The organism is Laspinema sp. D2d, from assembly GCF_025370755.1.
Taxonomy (GTDB): Bacteria; Cyanobacteriota; Cyanobacteriia; order Cyanobacteriales; family Laspinemataceae; genus Laspinema.
Genome location: NZ_JAMXFC010000015.1, coordinates 55,118 through 73,104, shown reverse-complemented (window position 1 = coordinate 73,104; position 17,987 = coordinate 55,118). Strand labels below are relative to the sequence as shown.

At 47.5% G+C, this 17,987-nt stretch carries 8 protein-coding genes; 5 read left to right on the top strand and 3 right to left on the bottom strand.

All coding sequences use genetic code 11. The features are described from left to right. Positions 1-77 precede the first annotated feature (77 nt). Positions 78-2,765, bottom strand: a complete 2,688-nt coding sequence (locus NG796_RS12325; protein ID WP_261207076.1) for a hypothetical protein — start codon at positions 2,763-2,765, stop codon at positions 78-80. Between the two features lie 531 nt (positions 2,766-3,296). On the opposite strand from NG796_RS12325, the gene NG796_RS12320 reads away from it, so the two are divergent. The 3 genes from NG796_RS12320 to NG796_RS12310 all read left to right on the top strand — a co-directional run bounded on the left by NG796_RS12320 (position 3,297) and on the right by NG796_RS12310 (position 7,886). Further along, on the top strand, positions 3,297-3,890 hold the full coding sequence (locus NG796_RS12320; protein ID WP_261207074.1) for an HD domain-containing protein: 594 nt from the start codon (positions 3,297-3,299) through the stop codon (positions 3,888-3,890). A 300-nt stretch (positions 3,891-4,190) separates the two neighbouring features. After that, positions 4,191-6,266 carry a cation:proton antiporter gene (locus NG796_RS12315; protein ID WP_261207072.1) on the top strand — a complete coding sequence of 692 codons (2,076 nt, stop codon included), beginning with the start codon at positions 4,191-4,193 and terminating at the stop codon, positions 6,264-6,266. A 462-nt stretch (positions 6,267-6,728) separates the two neighbouring features. Beyond that, the gene (locus tag NG796_RS12310; RefSeq protein ID WP_261207070.1) at positions 6,729-7,886 is read left to right on the top strand and encodes a DUF262 domain-containing protein; all 1,158 of its coding nucleotides are present in this window, start codon (positions 6,729-6,731) and stop codon (positions 7,884-7,886) included. Between the two features lie 57 nt (positions 7,887-7,943). Here NG796_RS12310 and NG796_RS12305 read toward each other — a convergent pair whose 3' ends face one another. Further along, complete coding sequence (locus NG796_RS12305) at positions 7,944-8,867, bottom strand: histone deacetylase (RefSeq protein ID WP_261207150.1); 924 nt, start codon at positions 8,865-8,867, stop codon at positions 7,944-7,946. Between the two features lie 348 nt (positions 8,868-9,215). On the opposite strand from NG796_RS12305, the gene gyrA reads away from it, so the two are divergent. Together gyrA and lnt are read left to right on the top strand one after the other, a co-directional pair. Then, positions 9,216-11,939, top strand: coding sequence for a DNA gyrase subunit A (gene gyrA / locus NG796_RS12300; RefSeq protein ID WP_261207068.1), 2,724 nt, complete (start codon positions 9,216-9,218; stop codon positions 11,937-11,939). A 239-nt stretch (positions 11,940-12,178) separates the two neighbouring features. Continuing rightward, a complete protein-coding gene (gene lnt, locus NG796_RS12295; RefSeq protein ID WP_261207066.1) occupies positions 12,179-13,705 on the top strand; it encodes an apolipoprotein N-acyltransferase in 1,527 nt (508 codons plus the stop codon). 191 nt (positions 13,706-13,896) lie between these two features. On the opposite strand, the gene NG796_RS12290 is transcribed toward lnt, so the two are convergent. Then, positions 13,897-17,799: an NACHT and WD repeat domain-containing protein gene (locus NG796_RS12290; protein WP_261207064.1), complete on the bottom strand. Its 3,903-nt coding sequence runs from the start codon at positions 17,797-17,799 to the stop codon at positions 13,897-13,899. Positions 17,800-17,987: the final 188 nt, after the last annotated feature.

Below are 17,987 nucleotides of genomic sequence, written 5' to 3'. Positions count from 1 at the left end.
TAAACGGGTTTTTAAAAGCTCATTTTCTCTTAACCCAGGCCGAAGGTGACGGTTTTTAATGCAAATTATATTTTGTATCACCCCTGCCATACCATCCGGCAAATCTCCTGATCAACCAGTTGATAGCGGGGGACTGGGGTATCGTATCGACGAAACAGTAAGCCGGACTGGACTAAGATTTCTAGGACTATGTGTAATCGTTTCGGACTGCCTCCGATTTCAGTTCGGAGTTCTTCTAGGGTTTTGCAGCAGGGATAAGGCATGGTGGGGGACTGTTCACAGTCTGGGGTCGGTTTGGCGAGGGATTGGAGGGCAAATCGGGCAATTTGGGTGTTTTCTATGCCACAATCAGAAATCGCTTCACGGATGCCTCGTCGGAGTAAGGCGGCTTTGCCGCCATATTGTTGATATTCCGCTAGGGTGGTAATCTGTTCGGCTTCCAGTTGGGTGCCCGCTAACTGTAACATGAACCCCCGCACTTCGGCGCTAGTACCTCGGGCTAAATCTCGGACTAATTGCTCGCCTAGTTCGGGTTCTAGGGGAATCTCAGCCTGTTCTGTTAAGGCCATGATTGCCCGGTGAGCCGCGTCCAGAGATAAGTCTTGCAAGTGATAGCACAAGGTTTCTCGCGTCTCTCGGTTGATAAATTCTAGCGATCGCAAGGATTCGTTGTCTAATAAATCAGCCAAATGTTCAGTCCGCAAACAGACGATCGCTTTGACAAAAGGAAGGTTTAAGCAATCGTGCAAAAATTCATAAAACAGGTGGCGGTGTGACTCATGGGCGGGATCAAATAAGTCGGCATCCACATCAAACAGTAGGGCGGTTAAGATATTGCGATCGCCATTTTCTCCGAGGCGATCGCAGAGGCTGTGCAGAATGGGGATACGATTCTGCTCACCTGATATTTCCACCCGGGGTAATCCCATCTGACCAAAGGTGCGATTAAATACTTCAAGTGCGTCGGGAAACCAATCCCCTTGAATGGGGATAACCAGGGGTAATGCCAGATGAAGTCCGATTTGTTTTTGATGTAAGGCAGGGGCTAATTGGGCGGATAAGAGGGAGGATTTCCCGACGCCTGCGGGACCATGAATTAAGGTGAGTTTATAGTCGGGACGGCCAATCCGAGTAATCGCACATTCGATTTCCGCTTCTCGTCCCGTGAGACTGGACCCGGCATAGCGCTTCTGGGGAAAGGGCCGATCGCCCATGCCCAAATGCAGGAGTTGGGTAGGATTCAGAGGATGGAGTTGGGGTTGCAGGGGTTGTGCACCGATAAAGGCGCGAAATCCATACTGATGTTCCAGGGCGTAGAGTTCTTGTTTGAGGGCAAAAGCGGTGAGGCGATCGCCCCGGTTGAAGTAGAGCGATCGCAATTCTTGGAGAATTTCGCTGTATAATTGAGGATTACATTCCGGTTGGGTGTGGGATTTGGCTTTTTCTAGGGTAGCAATGGCGTTTTGACTCTCACTGAGTGCCGAGAGCGATCGGCCTAATAATAATAAATACCATCCTCGATGATACTGGGCGGACCATTCTAGGAAACTGCGTTTTGCCGGTGTGAGAGTCGTGGCGCGGTACGATTCCAGAATCTGGAGGGCATTTAAAGCGGACTGCTTGGCGATCGCCCATTGGGAGTTCCACAGGGCCACTTCCCCCCAATAGCCACAATCCTGCGCCTCAGCGATCGGGTCGGGATATTCTTGATGCAGTTGGGTGGCAATCAATGCCACCTCTTCCAATCCATCGCGGTCCCGGAGTCTTTGCAGCACTTCCCCCAGGGCATTGATAAATTTTGCCATCAAATCCGGGCGGTGGGCTTGTTGGTAGATGGCGACACAGTGCCGAAAATAGTCTCGCGCTTGTCCGTAGGCAGCTTGGGCGACGCCGCGATGTAACAGGGCTTCCCGATGCCAACAGGCCCCCAGATAAAACAGCAAGCAGCCATAGCGTTCTAAATGGAGGTTAGAGCCTTCTTCGGTTAGATTCCCTGAAGCAGGGACTGGGGGAACGGCTTTTTCCCAAAAGGCGAGACTACGCTGGTAAAATTCGCGGGCGGTTGCCAATTCATCATGACTGTAGGCATTCCAACCCCGCACAAAATCTAAACAAGCTTGTAAGTAGGGGTCTAGGCTCTCCCCTGCCCGTTCAATATCTTTAATAGCACAGGCAATTTCCTGGCGATGGGTGTGGGTTAAAAGTTCCATAGCAGCGCCGACTTGTAGTTGGTCTGCGCCCGCTTCTAGGATACAGTTAAATAAATTTTCAGCGGTTTCGCGTAAGCGTTGGATGAGTTGAGGGGTGGGAATTTCAAATTTAATGGAAGGTCCCGCCCAACTTTTGAAATTGGGAGCAAATTGGGTGATACGATGAAGCAAATCATCGGTGACCCAGAACACTAAAGGGAAGGGAAACTGCTTGCGAAATTCGTCCCGAACTAAATCAATGGAAATTAATAATTCATCGATCGCCACAGCCGATTCTAATCCCAGAACCATGACCCCGGGGAGTGAGGGCAATTCCCCAAATTCCTCAATCATTTTACCCAATAAGGTCGTACTTAAGGGGGGTAAATGGATTTCTGCCACAGAAACCGGACATCGTTCCCGCAGTCGTTGCAGCATTTCTGTTTGTAAATGTCGATAATTGCACCGCACCAAAATGATGGCAAATTGTTCGGCAGACAAAGCGATCGCCCTCGATAGGGTATTGAGGGAGCGTTCGTTGTAAGCCGCTACATCTTCGGGCTGTTGTTGTTCCATGATCACTGCAATTGAGTCGAAAGCGGCGATTGATTAGACCTCTTGCCTACATCTGTTAAGCACCCCTAGAATTAAATAGTTATTCCTCTGACTTCCCCCTTGGAAAGGAGGACGGGAGGGGGATTTAATTTAAGGGGGGTGGCGGGAGCAATCCGGAATTTTGCAAGAGGTCTATTCTTGAGCATCCGGTCCTTTTTTTTGAGAAAAAGGATGATTCCTCCCGGGATTTCGGCGCAAGTCCGGTGAGAACGGGAATGGGTTGAGTTTAGCTTAAACTGAACCTGATTTTGACCTGGATCTGGGAAAAACCCCCTAGATTTATCCAGAGCATTTTGCCTGACATCTTTCCATGATAATTTAACCGGGGCCTAAAAATTTGGGGGGATTGTTTTAGTAACTCTAGTTGCGGGCATCTAATCCGGGATTTTTGAGCAGTCTCACCCCAAAATTCAGAAACGGGGTGAGGGTGAGTTGGTCCTGAACCTGTTAAAATTCAGCGTATCCTAAGTCGGTCATTCGGAAGGCAGATCAATGCTATCAAACCGCTTTAATCAGGCTTTAACCTTTGCGGCGGAACTCCACGCGCAACAACAGCGCAAGGGTTCGGGGGTACCTTATGTGGCGCATTTACTGGGGGTCACGAGTATTGCCTTGGAATATGGGGCCAATGAAGATGAGGCGATCGCAGCGTTACTCCATGATGCGATCGAGGATCAAGGGGGGGCTGCTACCGGGGCAGAAATTCGCCGTCGCTTTGGAGATACGGTAGCGACAATTGTCGAAGCTTGCACCGATGCCGATTCTATCCCCAAACCCCCCTGGCGATCGCGCAAAGAACTCTATCTGTCTCATCTTCCCACGGCTTCCCCCTCGGTCCTGTTGGTGAGTGCCTCGGATAAATTGCACAATTCCCGGTCAATTCTTCAAGATTATCGCGCAATTGGAGAGGCTGTCTGGGACCGTTTTAAAGGGGGTAAAACCGGGACACTCTGGTATTATCGCGCCTTGGTGGAAGCTTTTCGTTTAACAGCGGTTAATCCCGATTTATTTGCCGAATTAGAGCGGACTGTAACGGCGATCGAGCAATTAGCCTCTTCCCTAGGTCAATCATTGGATGAAGGGTGAAGGTTTCAACCTAAGCCTCTGATCACCCTTTCATCATCCAGTCGGCGATCGCCTTGCGCATTTTCTCCCCAACTCCTAGCATCTCTTGTCGCCTAAAAGTGTTATCTATATCACAAATTTTTGGCTCTTTACTATCACTAAAAAAATCAGAACGACTACAAACCTTCCTAAATTGTTTCTACAAATTACCCGTAGAGAGGCGTGGTAAGCCGTAAAAATTATCCCTAAATTTAGGCGATCGCCTCCGGTAAAATTTGGAAACCCTGAGATAGAATAAAAAAAATTCAGCCTCCTACCTGCATGGAACTCGCCCTCGACTTTTTAAAGAACGAACCCATCTTTGCCTTTGCCGTTCTACTGGCGGTTATTTTAGTCGTCCCAATTTTCTTTGAACGACTACAACTGCCCGGATTAATTGGCCTATTGGCGGCTGGAGTAGCCTTTGGCCCCAATGGATTGCAGCTCTTACAGCCCCAATCTGAAACCATGAAACTTCTGTCCGACATTGGGGTAGTTTACCTGATGTTTGTGGCCGGTCTGGAAATGGATATGACCGAGTTTCAAAAAGTAAAAAATCGCTCCATTGGATTTGGCAGTTTAACCTTTATTTTCCCATTTATTATGGGAGCCATCATCGCCCGATTCTTTGGATTTAGTTGGAATGCTTCCCTGTTAATTGGATCGTTGCTCTCCTCTCATACTCCCCTCGGTTATCCCATTCTCAGTCGATTGGGTTTGATGGGCAATGAAGCGGTAATGGTGACCATTGGCGGAACCATTTTTACCAATATTCCGGCTTTGTTGGTCTTAGCCGTCTGCGTCAGCGTTCATGCCGGGAGTTTTAGTCTCGGAAATTTGGCAATCATGCTCGTCCTCTTAACCCTATATACGGGCATTGTGCTATTTGGGTTTGACTGGGCAGGACGGGAATTTTTTAAGCGGTCTGGAGATGAAGAAGGCAATCAATTTTTGTTTGTCTTACTGGCTGTTTTCTTAGCAGCCGTTGGCGCTCAAATCATTGGGGTTGAAAAAATTGTAGGTGCATTTTTAGCCGGAATGGCCGTTAATGGCGCAATGGGTTCCGGTCCAGTGAAAGAAAAGGTTGTGTTTGTGGGTAGTGTCCTCTTTATTCCCATTTTTATGGTGAATTTAGGGCTATTAATTGACCTTCCTGCTTTTATCGCAACCCTGACTTCATTTTGGTTGACCCTAGCGATTATTTTAGGGTTATTAGTCAGTAAATTGCTGGCGGCATTGATCACTCAACTGCTGTATCGATACACTCGCGCCGAGACCCTGGCAATTTGGTCCCTGTCCATTCCCCAAGTGGCGGCAACCCTCGCCGCCACCATTGTGGGATATAACAGCTTGAACCCTTTAGGAGAGCGCTTGTTGAGTGAAGAGGTCCTGAATACGGTGATTGTGATGATGTTAGTCACCGCCACATTAGGGCCATTTTTAACAGCGCGGGCGGCAGCCAGTTTGACCCCACCGACGACTAATTTGGATACGGTGAAAACGCCTTTTGATGAAGGAAATCAGCCCAATGGTCCATTTACGGTGATTGTGCCGGTTTATAACCCAGAAACCGAAAAGAATTTAGTAGAAATGGCAGCCTTGCTGGTGCGCCAGGAAGAAGGCCGAATCGTTCCCCTGTCGATCGCCCGGGTGATGGCACAAATGGAAGCCTCAGCGGTGGATGCTGCCCTCATCCGGAGTGAAAATTTAGTCGCCGCAGCCGTGCAACTGTCTCAAGAATTTGGGGTCAAAGCAGAACCCGCAGTTCGCATTGATGATGATATCGCCCAAGGAATTGCTCATGCAAGTCGAGAGCAAAAAGCCAGTTTAATTGTCATGGGATGGGGGGAAACCACAACCCTGCGGGCGAGATTATTTGGGAACGTGATCGATCGCCTCTTATGGACAGCGCATTGTCCCGTAGCGGTGACGCGCTTGATCGGTTCCCCCCTGCAAATGAAACGAATTCTAGTCTTAGTGGATAATCTGGTTGCGCGGGCGGTATTTTCCGTGCGGTTTGCCTATAATTTAGCCCAGATGAATGGGGGACAGGTGACCTTATTCCATGTTTGCGATCGCCGGACACCGGAAGAGGTCAATGCTCGGATCCAGGGTGAACTTTCTGCCTTAATCACGGAATTAGCCCCGAGTGATCCGACGCAAATTCAGATTGTGATTGCGCCGAATGATGATATCCCGGGGGCGATTCTCAACGAGGCGATCGGCTATGATTTGGTGATTCTCCAAGCCACCAGACGCCGCACCATGTCCGGATTAGAGATGGATGATGTCACCACAAGTGTCATCCAAGAGCTTTCTTGTTCTCTCGTGATGTTGGGATCCAGCTACCTGGACTAACCCACCCCACCCTAAAAACTGGATTTCCAAAGCGCCATTTTTGCCGTTCAATCCCCAGCGTTCCGGGAGAAAACTACACCCTGTTGCTTTCATTCTGAATCTATCCCCCCAACCCCCCTTAAAAAGGGGGGCTTTTAAAAAAGGGAGGCTTTTGGGAATTCTGGAAGAAGTCTACCGACGCCAGTCAAGCTAGAGCCTAAATGTAGAGTAGGGTAGGCAATCCCTACCCTATATCTGTACTCCCTCTTGCCCAGGGAATGGGTCATCCATTCACCCCATCCGGGCCAAACCAAGACCCAACTAACCCTTGGAGTTCACCTAACTGTTACACTGTAACAATAAGCTTGCCACAGTAAACCGTGGGTCTTGCCGGTTCAATCCCCGGAGAGCCAAACAGTCTCAAAGTAAAGATACTTGTAGGGCAGTAGAAAGCAAGCGATGCAGAGAATAAGGAGGGAGGCAATGCTAGAAGACGGTCTTGGCACTCAAGTTGAAGATAGCCAGGAACTACTTGAGGATCAATTTGAAGAGGAAGACGAAGAAGAGTTAGAGGAGGAACTCAATATCCCGGTGAAGGATAGAAAGCTCGTCACGCATCCTTATGACTTTGTGATCCGATCGCTCAAAGCTCAGATTGATGACCAGACTCTGGTTTTGGCCGATAAATTTCAGCGGCGTCAAGTTTGGGACCAAACCAAATGCAGTCGGTTGATTGAATCTCTCCTGCTCAATGTTCCCATTCCCGTCTGTTATTTTGCCGAATTAGATGATGGGTCCTATAGTGTCATTGACGGTCAACAACGATTGACCGCGATTTATCGGTTTCTCAATGATGAATTTTCCCTACGGGCGTTAAGAATCTTACCGGACATTAACCGCAAAAAATTTCAAGACCTTGAGGTTTCTTACCAACGATTGCTCCTCTCTCGGACCATTCGTTGTATTGTCATTCTCAAAGAATCTCACCCGGATATTAAATTTGATGTCTTTGAGCGATTAAATACCGGCTTTGTCCCCCTGAATGCTCAGGAAATCCGCAACAGCGTCTATCGGGGCAAGTTGAATGATTTAATTTTAGAACTTTCCGAGGATGAAGTTTTCCAAAAAACTCGTCGGGTTCTGAGTATCGACAAACGGATGCAAGATTGTGAAATGATTTTGCGCTTTTTTGCGTTCTTTTTCGACCCGATCGCCTATCGTGGCACGTTATCGAAATTCCTGGATCAATACCTCGAACAGGGAATTCATTTTGACGATGAAACCATCGAGCATCATCGCGAAATCTTTAGAAAAGCGATTGATGATGTGTTCGCGGTTTTTGATTACGGAGCTTTCCGGCGCTATACTCCCGATACGGGATGGGAAAAATCCATCAACCGCGCTATTTATGATGTAATTATGCTGTCGTTTGCTTATGTCAGTTCTGAGGACATTCGCAGCAACAAACCCCAGATTATTGCGGCACTTAAAAAAGTGTGTCAAGACCCCGAGTTTAGTGAATCAATTACCTCCTCTACCAAAAATAGAGACCGGATTCAAACTCGGATCGACAAATGGCGAGAGGCAATGGCAGAAATCGGGTTGGAGGTGCCGAAAATTAAAATCGGCAAAGATTCTTAATTCAAGGGAAAAGAGGGAAGATAGGATCACCCTCTTCAACCAAGAGCCACGATAGTTTTAAGATAATTTCAGACAGGGTGCAATGGTGGCGATTACGGACTGACTCAGGGCATCTAGGTGATATCCTCCCTCCAATCCGAAGACGATCCGGCGAGTCAGTTGCAAACAATAATCCGTGAGGATGCCGTAATCTTCCGGTTGCAAGTCGATTCGGGCTAAGGGATCTGCTGCATTGGCATCATATCCAGCGCTTACGATTAACAAATCCGGTTGAAATCGGCGCAAAAAGGGTATGACCTTGGACTCAAACAAGACCTGATATTCGGCGAGGGTACTGCCTGCGGGGACAGGGAGATTGAGGATGTTATCATAAGGGCCGGTTTCATGGGCTGCGCCGGTCCCGGGATAGCAGGGGTATTGATGGAGAGAACAGTAAGCGATTTGGGGATTTTTTTCGACAATTTCCTGGGTGCCATTGCCATGATGCACGTCCCAATCCAGGATGGCAACCCGGCGCAGTTTATGCTTGTCTAAGGCATGAGTCGCGGCGATCGCCGCATTGGAAAACAAACAAAATCCCATGCCGCGATCGCTCTCAGCATGATGTCCCGGAGGTCGCGCTAATATGAATGCCGGTTCCCCCGTCTCCACAACGCGATCGATGCCATCCAACCAGGCACTCACCGCCAGCAGCGCCACCTCGTAACTGTAGCGAGAAACCGGGGTATCTAGCTCTAACCGCCCCCCCCCAGATTCTGCCAAGACTTCGATTTCGTGAATGTGGCGCGGCGTATGAACCCGCTGGATCGCCGAGAGCACCGAAGGTTGATGTCCCGGGGTCGGCAGATGCCAGGACAGGCGACTGGCCCAGGGTAAGGCTTTTAACGCTTCAACAATGGCGGTTAACCGAGCAGGACGTTCCGGATGCGATCGCCCCGTATCATGCTCTAAAAATTCTTCCGAGTAAATTACAGAAAACAATCCTTGGTCATTTGTCATGGGTCATTTGTCCTTGGTCATTTGTCCTTGGTCTGAGGCAATTTCTTCAGGATCTATTCTCCATTGTCCATTGACCACTGAGAACTGTCCACTCCCCCCAGCCAACTATTCACTGAACCCCCTCTACTGACCACCCTCCACTGATAATTATCCCCCCTCAAATAACACTCCACAAATCAGGGTATTTTAAGCCGTCAGCTTTGGGTCGAGTTAGGTCAATCTATGTTAAAATATTTATCAGAATTTAGCAATATTTCGATGCGAGGTAGCATCAAATCGGTTCTGTAGCTCATTGTTATTTAGTCTCACATTTTTGGAGTTTTTCATCTTATGACCACCTCCCCGGAGCGGATAATCCCGACGGATCTGCGGAATGAAATGCAACAGTCCTACCTCGAATACGCCATGAGCGTGATCGTGGGTCGGGCGCTCCCAGATGCTAGGGATGGTCTGAAGCCTGTACACAGGCGGATTCTCTATGCTATGCACGAGTTGGGCTTGACCCCAGACCGCCCCTTTCGTAAATGCGCTCGTGTGGTCGGGGAAGTCCTCGGGAAGTACCATCCACACGGGGATACCGCTGTTTACGATGCCTTGGTACGGATGGCCCAGGATTTTTCCATGCGATCGCCCCTGATCAATGGTCACGGCAACTTTGGCTCCATTGATAACGACCCTCCGGCAGCCATGCGTTATACGGAATGTCGTCTACAGTCCCTGAGCATGGATGCGATGTTACGGGATATCGACCAAGAAACCGTCGATTTCATTGATAACTTTGATGGATCGCAGCAAGAACCGATTGTTCTACCCACCCGCGTCCCCCAACTCTTACTCAACGGGTCCTCTGGCATCGCCGTGGGGATGGCAACCAATATTCCTCCCCACAACTTGGGAGAACTTCTCGATGGGTTAGTCGCACTGATTAACAATCCCGAGATTACAGATATTGAGTTGATGCAATATATACCCGGTCCAGATTTTCCCACCGGGGGCCAAATTCTGGGAGTTGGCAGCATTCGAGAAGCCTATACCACCGGACGGGGTTCGATCACCATGCGCGGTGTGGCAACCATTGAAACCATCGAACATCGCGGACGTCCCGACAGAGACGCGATCGTGATTACCGAGTTGCCTTACCAAACCAATAAGGCATCGATGATTGAGCGCATCGCCGAAATGGTCAACGAGAAGCGTCTTGAAGGCATCTCGGATATCCGGGATGAGAGCGATCGCGACGGGATGCGAATCGTCATCGAACTCAAGCGCGATGCTTACCCCCGCGTCGTCCTCAACAACCTGTACAAACAAACTCCATTACAGGCCAATTTCGGGGCAAATATGCTGGCGCTGGTCAACAGCGAACCGCAGTTACTCACCCTCAGACAATTCCTCACTGTCTTCCTAGAATTCCGTATCGAAACCATCGAACGCCGGACACGCTATGAACTGCGAAAAGCGGAAGAACGGGACCACCTCTTACAGGGATTGTTAATTGCCTTAGAAAATTTAGATAGCATTATTGCGCTAATTCGACGGGCAGCGGATACCCCCACTGCCAAACAAGAATTAATCGCTACTTATGAATTTTCGGAAGTTCAAGCGGACGCCATTTTGCAAATGCAATTGCGCCGGTTAACCGCCTTAGAAGCCGATAAAATTCAACAAGAACATGAGGACTTGCAACTAACTATCACCGATTTGCGGGATATTTTGGCAAGGCGGGAACGGGTTTTAGAAATTATTGAAAACGAAGCGGTAGAACTCAAAACCAAGTTTTCTACCCCCCGTCGCACTGTCATCGAACACGCCGAAGGTGAAATCGATGTTACCGACTTAATCGCCAATGAAAAAGCCCTGGTGATGATTACGGAACAAGGGTATATCAAGCGGATGCCGGTTAACACCTTCGAGGCGCAAAGTCGGGCCACCCGAGGCAAATCTGGGGCGAAGATTAAAGAGGATGATGGGATTGCCCATTTCTTAACCTGTCGCGACCATGATGCCATTTTGTTCTTCAGCGATCGCGGGGTTGTGTACTCCCTGAATGCCTATCAAATTCCCACCGGGTCTCGCACCGCCCGAGGCATGGCAATTACTCAAATGTTGCCGATTCCCTTTAATGAAAAAATCACCTCCATTGTTTCGGTGGAAGAATTCTCCGATGAAGAATATTTGGTGATGCTTACTAAAGGCGGTTACATTAAAAAAACTGCCCTTTCTGCCTTTTCCAATATCCGCGCCAATGGATTAATTGCTATCTCGTTATCCGAAGGGGACGAATTGCGCTGGGTCCGGAAAGCGCGACCGGAAGATACTATTATCATCGGTTCTGCTAAAGGAATGGCGATTCATTTCAAAGCGGATCATAAGCAACTGCGTCCTCTGGGTCGGGCCACGCGCGGGGTGAAATCTATGAACCTGCGCAAGGGTGATAATATTATTAGCATGGATGTGCTTCCCTCCCAAGTGACTGCTGCAATGGAGGAGGCGATCGAGGATGAAAATCTGGAACTCGATGTAGAACTCGATGCAGAACTCGAACAGGAAGAAATGGAACTCCAAACTGAGGAGATAGAAGGGGAAGAAGAGAACATTGCCGAAACCTCTTCCTATCCAGGACCTTGGGCCTTGGTGATTACCACTGGCGGGTTTGGGAAACGGGTTCCGGTGACGCAATTCCGCCTCCAACGACGGGCCGGAAAAGGCGTTTGTGCAATTAAATTCCGCAATGAAAAAGACCGTTTGGCGGCCTTGCGAATCGTCAATGAAGATGATGAATTGATGATTGTGACCAATCGCGGGATTATCATTCGGCAGGCGAGTAAGGCGATTTCCTCCCAGTCGCGATCGGCCCGAGGAGTGCGAGTTCAGCGTCTCGATTCTTCGGATGCGATCGCCGGAGTGGCCTTAGTTCCCGCATCTGGTGAAGAAGATGACCTCACTACCGACAGCGCGATCGACCTGGATATCGAAGCTGGAGTTGATGTAGTCACCGCATCTGGTGAAGAGGATGACCTCACCCCGGACAACGGAAGCGACGAGGAAAATTAAAACCCCTCTGAACCGTTAATAATTGCCACAACCGGCAGGTTTTTCACCCTGTCCGTTGTAGCAATTTACAATTAGTTTATAATAGAAAAAGCGAGCATCTGGCTCGCTTTCTTTATAACTAATTTGTATTATCCAAAAACCATAATTTAAAACAAATAGCCGTGGTAAATACTATCAAAATTGCTTTAAAATCTAACAATTTCTGGAGATTATCCGCCGCTTTATTCGGGGGTATTTTAATGGGATTAACCCCCGCCCCTTTCAACGCTTGGCCCTTGGCTTGGATTGCCTTGGTTCCCCTGTGGATTCTCCTGGTCAAAACTGGAGGCAACCCCTCAGAAACTCAGCGAATCTGGCAGTGGAAATTTTTAGGATTGCCTTTATTATGGGGAATCGGATATCACGGCATCGCCTTGTTTTGGATTACCGGAATTCATCCGATGACTTGGTTGGGGGTTCCTTGGCTGGCAAGTTTGGCGATCGCCTCCTTTTGTTGGACTTTTATCACCCTCTTGGGTGCGGCATTAGTCACCGTTTGGGCCATCACTCTAACCGCAATTACTCGGCGATTTACAAAAGTTTCTGGACATCCTCCCTCTCCCTGGGTTCGGGTAGCGATCGCAACTGCTATCTGGTGTAGTTTAGAAGCCTTATGGAGTGCAGGAAACCTCTGGTGGACCGCCCTCGCTTATACCCAAAGTCACCAAAACTTAGTGATTTTGCACCTGGGACAACTATCGGGACCGACCACAATTACCGGGGCGATCGTCATCGTCAATGGATTAATTGCTGAAGCCATCCTGTCCTTCAATTCTAACCGAAACTCTCCCACCCGAACCCGAGGGTTATTATTAGCTTCACCCATTATTTTATTCCTGATTTTACATGGAATTGGATTTGCTCTCTACAATCGCCCCCTGACCCAATCTCCAGAAACTGCCTTAACCGTTGGCATCATTCAAGGGAATATTCCCAATGAAATTAAGTTTGATTCCCAGGGATGGCGTCGCGCCTTGGAAGGATATACCACAGGCTATCAAGAATTAGCCGAGGCGGGAGTCGATGGCATCTTGATTCCCGAAACTGCATTTCCCTATTTATGGACCGATGAAAATACCCGTTACAGTTCCTTTTATCAAACCATTCTGGATTATAATGCAACAGCTTGGGTGGGAACCTTTGGCAGTCGAGAGGGCAACTTTACCAATAGTTTAATCACCGTAACTCCCGATGGAGAAACCTTTAGCCGGTACGATAAAACCAAGCTGGTTCCCTTGGGAGAATATATTCCATTTGAGGAAATTTTTGGTAAAATCGTCTCCAGGTTATCACCATTAGAGGCGCGATTAGTGGCAGGGAAACCGGATCAAGTATTTGATACACCCTTCGGACGAGCGATCGCCGGGATTTGTTATGATTCTGCCTTTTCTGAACTGTTTCGACGCCAAGCAGCAGCCGGAGGGGAGTTTATCCTGAGTGCGTCTAATGATGCTCATTATACCGCAACCATGATGGAACAACATCATGCTCAAGACGTGATGCGGGCGATCGAGACCGATCGCTGGGCGGTTCGTGCCACCAATACAGGTTATTCGGCGATCGTCAATCCCCAAGGCAAAACCCTCTGGATTTCCGAACAGAATACCTATCAAATTCATACCGATACCATTTACCGACGCCAAACTCAGACCCTTTATGTGCGATGGGGCGATTGGTTATTGTTCGGCTTCTGGGGACTAGCTGCGATCGGTCTTCTGCTGGATTAGACCCCACCAAACATGAAAAATTATATCATGTCCGGTAGAACAGGCTTAAAAAGAAAAAGACCTGATGTATCGCAGAAACCCGGTTTCTGGTTCCCTTGCCGTAAATTTTCTGCTTCCCTTGCCAGAGGCAGCAGCACAATCAGAGCTTTGAAAGCGAGGTAAAACCTCTTGGATTCGTTTAAAGTTGTCGCTCATTGGTTTGTAACAATACCATTACACATTTTGCGATCGCTTTTACTCACATTCGGGCTAGTTTTTAAATAGTGATAAACCTGCTTACAACCCCGTTTTAAGAGTTCCTCAAAATTGATATTCCAGATATGGATTGTATTGCCAGCGGAAAAAGCTAAGGTATTATCCTGGGGACGGAAGGCGATGTTATCAACCCCACCCTGATGTCTACTCAAGGTAGGAATTTCTTTCCCCGTCTCCACATCCCACAGTTTGATAGTCTTATCCCCACTCCCAGAAGCAAGGGTTTTGCCATCGGGACTGAAGCTGATACTTTCAACCCTATCTTGATGTCTACTCAAAGTCTGAATTTCTTCCCCAGTCTCCACATTCCAGAGTTTGATACTTTTATCCCTACTCCCAGAAGCTAAAGTGTGGCCATCGGGACTGAAGGCAATGCTATAAACCGATTCCTGATGTCCAGTCAAGGTATGAATTTCTTCCCCAGTCTCCACATTCCAGAGTTTGATACTGTTATCCCCACTTCCAGAAGCTAAAGTGTTGCCATCGGGACTGAAGGCAATACTACTAACCTGTTCCTGATGTCCAGTCAAGGTATGAATTTTTTCCCCAGTCTCCACATTCCAGAGTTTGATACTATTATCCACACTCCCAGAAGCTAAAGTGTTGCCATCAGGACTGAAGGCAATGCTATAAACCCATTCCTGATGTCCAGTCAAGGTATGAATTTCTTCCCCAGTCTCCACATTCCAGAGTTTGATACTGTTATCCCCACTTCCAGAAGCTAAAGTGTTGCCATCGGGACTGAAGGCAATGCTATAAACCCATTCCTGATGTCCAGTCAAGGTATGAATTTCTTCCCCAGTCTCCACATTCCAGAGTTTGATACTGTTATCCCCACTTCCAGAAGCTAAAGTGTTGCCATCGGGACTGAAGGCAATACTACTAACCTGTTCCTGATGTCCAGTCAAGGTATGAATTTCTTCCCCAGCCTCCACATTCCAGAGTTTGATACTATTATCCACACTCCCAGAAGCTAAAGTGTTGCCATCAGGACTGAAGGCGATGCTATTCACCCAACTTTGATGCCCCATCAAGGTATGAATTTCTTCTCTAATCTCCACAGTCCAAAGTTTGATACTGTTATCATCACTCATAGAAGCGAGGGTTTTACCATCGGGAGTGAAAGCGAGGAGCAAAACCCTCGCTTGATGTCCAGTCAAGGTATGAATTTCTTCCCCAGTCTCTACATTCCAGAGTTTGATACTATTATCCACACTCCCAGAAGCTAAAGTGTTGCCATCAGGACTGAAGGCAATACTCTTCACCTCTTCGTCATGTCCAGTTAAGGTATAAATTTCTTTTCCGGTCTCTACATTCCACAGTTTGATAGTCTTATCCCCACTCCCAGAAGCGAGAGTTTTACCATCTGGATGGAAGGCGAGACTCCAAATCAAATGCTGATGTCCAGTCAAGGTATAAAAATTTTTACCAGTCTCTACATTCCACAGTTTGATCATGTTATCCATACTCCCAGAAGCGAGAGTTGCGCCATCGGGACTGAAAGCGATTCTCCAAATTAAATCCTGATGTCCAGTCAAGGTATGAATTTCTTCTCCTGTCTCTACATTCCAGATTTTTATAGTCTTATCTTTACTCCCAGAAGCGAGGATATTTCCCTCGGGACTAAAGGCGATGCGCCAAACCTGATCATGATGTCCAATCAAGGTATGAAAAATTTCCCCTGTCTCCACATTCCAAAGGCTGATAGTCTTATCTTCAATACTACTAGAAGCCAGGGTTTTGCCATCGGGACTGAAGCGGATGGTCGCAACCGAATGCTGATGTCTAGTGAAGGTATGAATTTCTTTACCCGTCTCCACATTCCAGAGTTTGATAGTCTTATCATAACTGCTAGAAGCGAGGGTTTTGCCATCGGGACTGAAGGCGATGCTCCAAACCTTATCCTGATGTCCAGCCAAGGTATGAATTTCTTCCCCAGTCTCCACATTCCAAAGTTTGATAGTCTTATCCCCACTGCTAGAAGCCAGGGTTTTGCCATCGGGACTGAAGACAATGCTATTTACTGATTCCTGATGTCCTTCTAATCGCTTATATTCTTTCTTTGCATACACGGCATCTATCAAAGTACCGTGGACAGAGAGCGGAGGTTTCCCTGTTAATACGGCATTTTTAAAAGGGGTGGCAACTCGTAAAATTTCTATCAGGGCGTCAAAATTTTGTCCTTGATTAAATAGTAACTGTGAATTTCGGACAATCGTTTCTCGTTTAGAGATTTCTGCTAATCGCCATTGCCACCCCGCACCCCCTGCTAATATGAAGAAAAATAGACATAACCTAGCGAGTCTCCTATTACTTTTGCGCCGTTGTGAATCACGCAATCCTAGACTCAAGTCAATAAATTCATTTTCCTCTCGGCTAAACCCCCCCAACACTTGATTAAAGTTTGGATCTTTCCTGAGTTCCAGAACTTGTTCTAACTTAGATCCACTCCACAATTCATCCTCGGATTTTTTTTTGCCTTTACAGAGACTCATATCGTAGTTGAGGCGGTTACGAATGGCTATAGCCTCTCGATTTTCCTTAATCCACTCATGCAACTGAGTCCAGGAAGTCAGCAAAATTTCATGGGTAATATCTATCGTGGATTCTTGCGTTTCTGGAGAAAAATCACTGACTAATAAATTTTCATTAATGAGTTTAAGGAGAACCTGCTGCTCTAGTTCACTGGTAAATATGGATTTAGAAACCCTTCTGCGGACGGGTTTCCATTCGCTGCCGGATGCAGCATCCTGTCCAATATCCACCAATTTTAGAAAGATTCTTTGGGTGGCTTGTTTTTCCTCCAGTGATAGCGCCTCATAGAGGGTATTGACGTGCTGTTGTAAGGCTCCTTGAACTCTTCCTAACTGGCGATAGGTGGCGAGATTGAGGGTGCGTTCTTGGATTAAATTCTGTTTAAGTTCGGTTTCCCAGAGTAAGTTGAGGGTGTATTGCAATAAGGGTAAATATCCCGCTTGTCCCTGAATGTCTTTGAGAATTTCCTGGACTAATTCGGGGTTAACAAGCACGCCATGATGGGCGGCAGGTTGCTCGATCGCCAATCGCAATTCATCCGGCTGCATTTCCGCAATCAGGGGGCGATGCTTATCGGTGATTTTGGCTAATTTGGGGTGCGGACTCAGTTTATCTAGGAAATCCGCCCGCATGGTCCCGATGATTTTGACGGCGTTGAGTTGGGTTTTATTTAAGTGGACTAAGCTATTGATAAATAGGTCACGCTTATCACCCTGAGTCGTGGTAAAGAGTTCCTCAAATTGGTCGATCGCAATTAACCAATATTCATCGGGCTGTTTGAGTTGGGTAATCACCCGATGCAGAGTATCGGCTTTCGCTTCTCGGGCAATTTGGGCGTCTGCTTGTTTGTATTTACTCAGTAAGCTGGCATAGAACGAATCAAAAGGGTCACGATCCGGGGTAAAGATGATTTTCACAAACCGTAAACCCCATTTCTGGGCTAACCAAGGAATTAAACCCGCTCTAATTACCGAGGATTTCCCACTCCCACTTGCTCCCATCAGTAAAATTAAATTGCTTTGTTCCAGTTCATTGACTAAGCCCGTTAAAAATTGGTCGCGGCCAAAAAATAGGTCTTTATCTTCACAATCAAATTTCTTTAAGCCTTTGTAGGGCGACGTAGAAATAAACTCCCGGTGTTTAATCTCCTCAAACGAAGATTGAATAATTTTGGTCTCGTTAAACGTCACTCCACTATATTGATAAATATTGCCATCGGCTTGTTGGGCGATTAAGTTCTGCTTAATTTTATCGCTCTCAAAATTAAGTTTTTGGTTGGTCTCGCTCCCTGATATTTCACTCATTTCAGTTTGATGCCCCTTAAATAAATTTTTCAATACTGTCTGTAGCTTTAGATAGAACGCTTCCTAGACTTATGAGTTACAGGTAAATAGAGGAGTGCGAGCATCTTGCTCGCTCTTGATAATAGCGAGCAAGATGCTCGCACTCCCAAAATTTACCTTATAATTGTGGGAACCGCTATAAACAACTG

Bases quoted from the DNA above. Each gene is read 5' to 3' on its own strand.
- NG796_RS12325 (WP_261207076.1), bottom strand. From the start codon at position 2,765: ATGGAACAACAACAGCCCGAAGATGTAGCGGCTTACAACGAACGCTCC.
- NG796_RS12320 (WP_261207074.1), top strand. From the start codon at position 3,297: ATGCTATCAAACCGCTTTAATCAGGCTTTAACCTTTGCGGCGGAACTC.
- NG796_RS12315 (WP_261207072.1), top strand. From the start codon at position 4,191: ATGGAACTCGCCCTCGACTTTTTAAAGAACGAACCCATCTTTGCCTTT.
- NG796_RS12310 (WP_261207070.1), top strand. From the start codon at position 6,729: ATGCTAGAAGACGGTCTTGGCACTCAAGTTGAAGATAGCCAGGAACTA.
- gyrA (WP_261207068.1), top strand. From the start codon at position 9,216: ATGACCACCTCCCCGGAGCGGATAATCCCGACGGATCTGCGGAATGAA.
- lnt (WP_261207066.1), top strand. From the start codon at position 12,179: ATGGGATTAACCCCCGCCCCTTTCAACGCTTGGCCCTTGGCTTGGATT.
- NG796_RS12290 (WP_261207064.1), bottom strand. From the start codon at position 17,799: ATGAGTGAAATATCAGGGAGCGAGACCAACCAAAAACTTAATTTTGAG.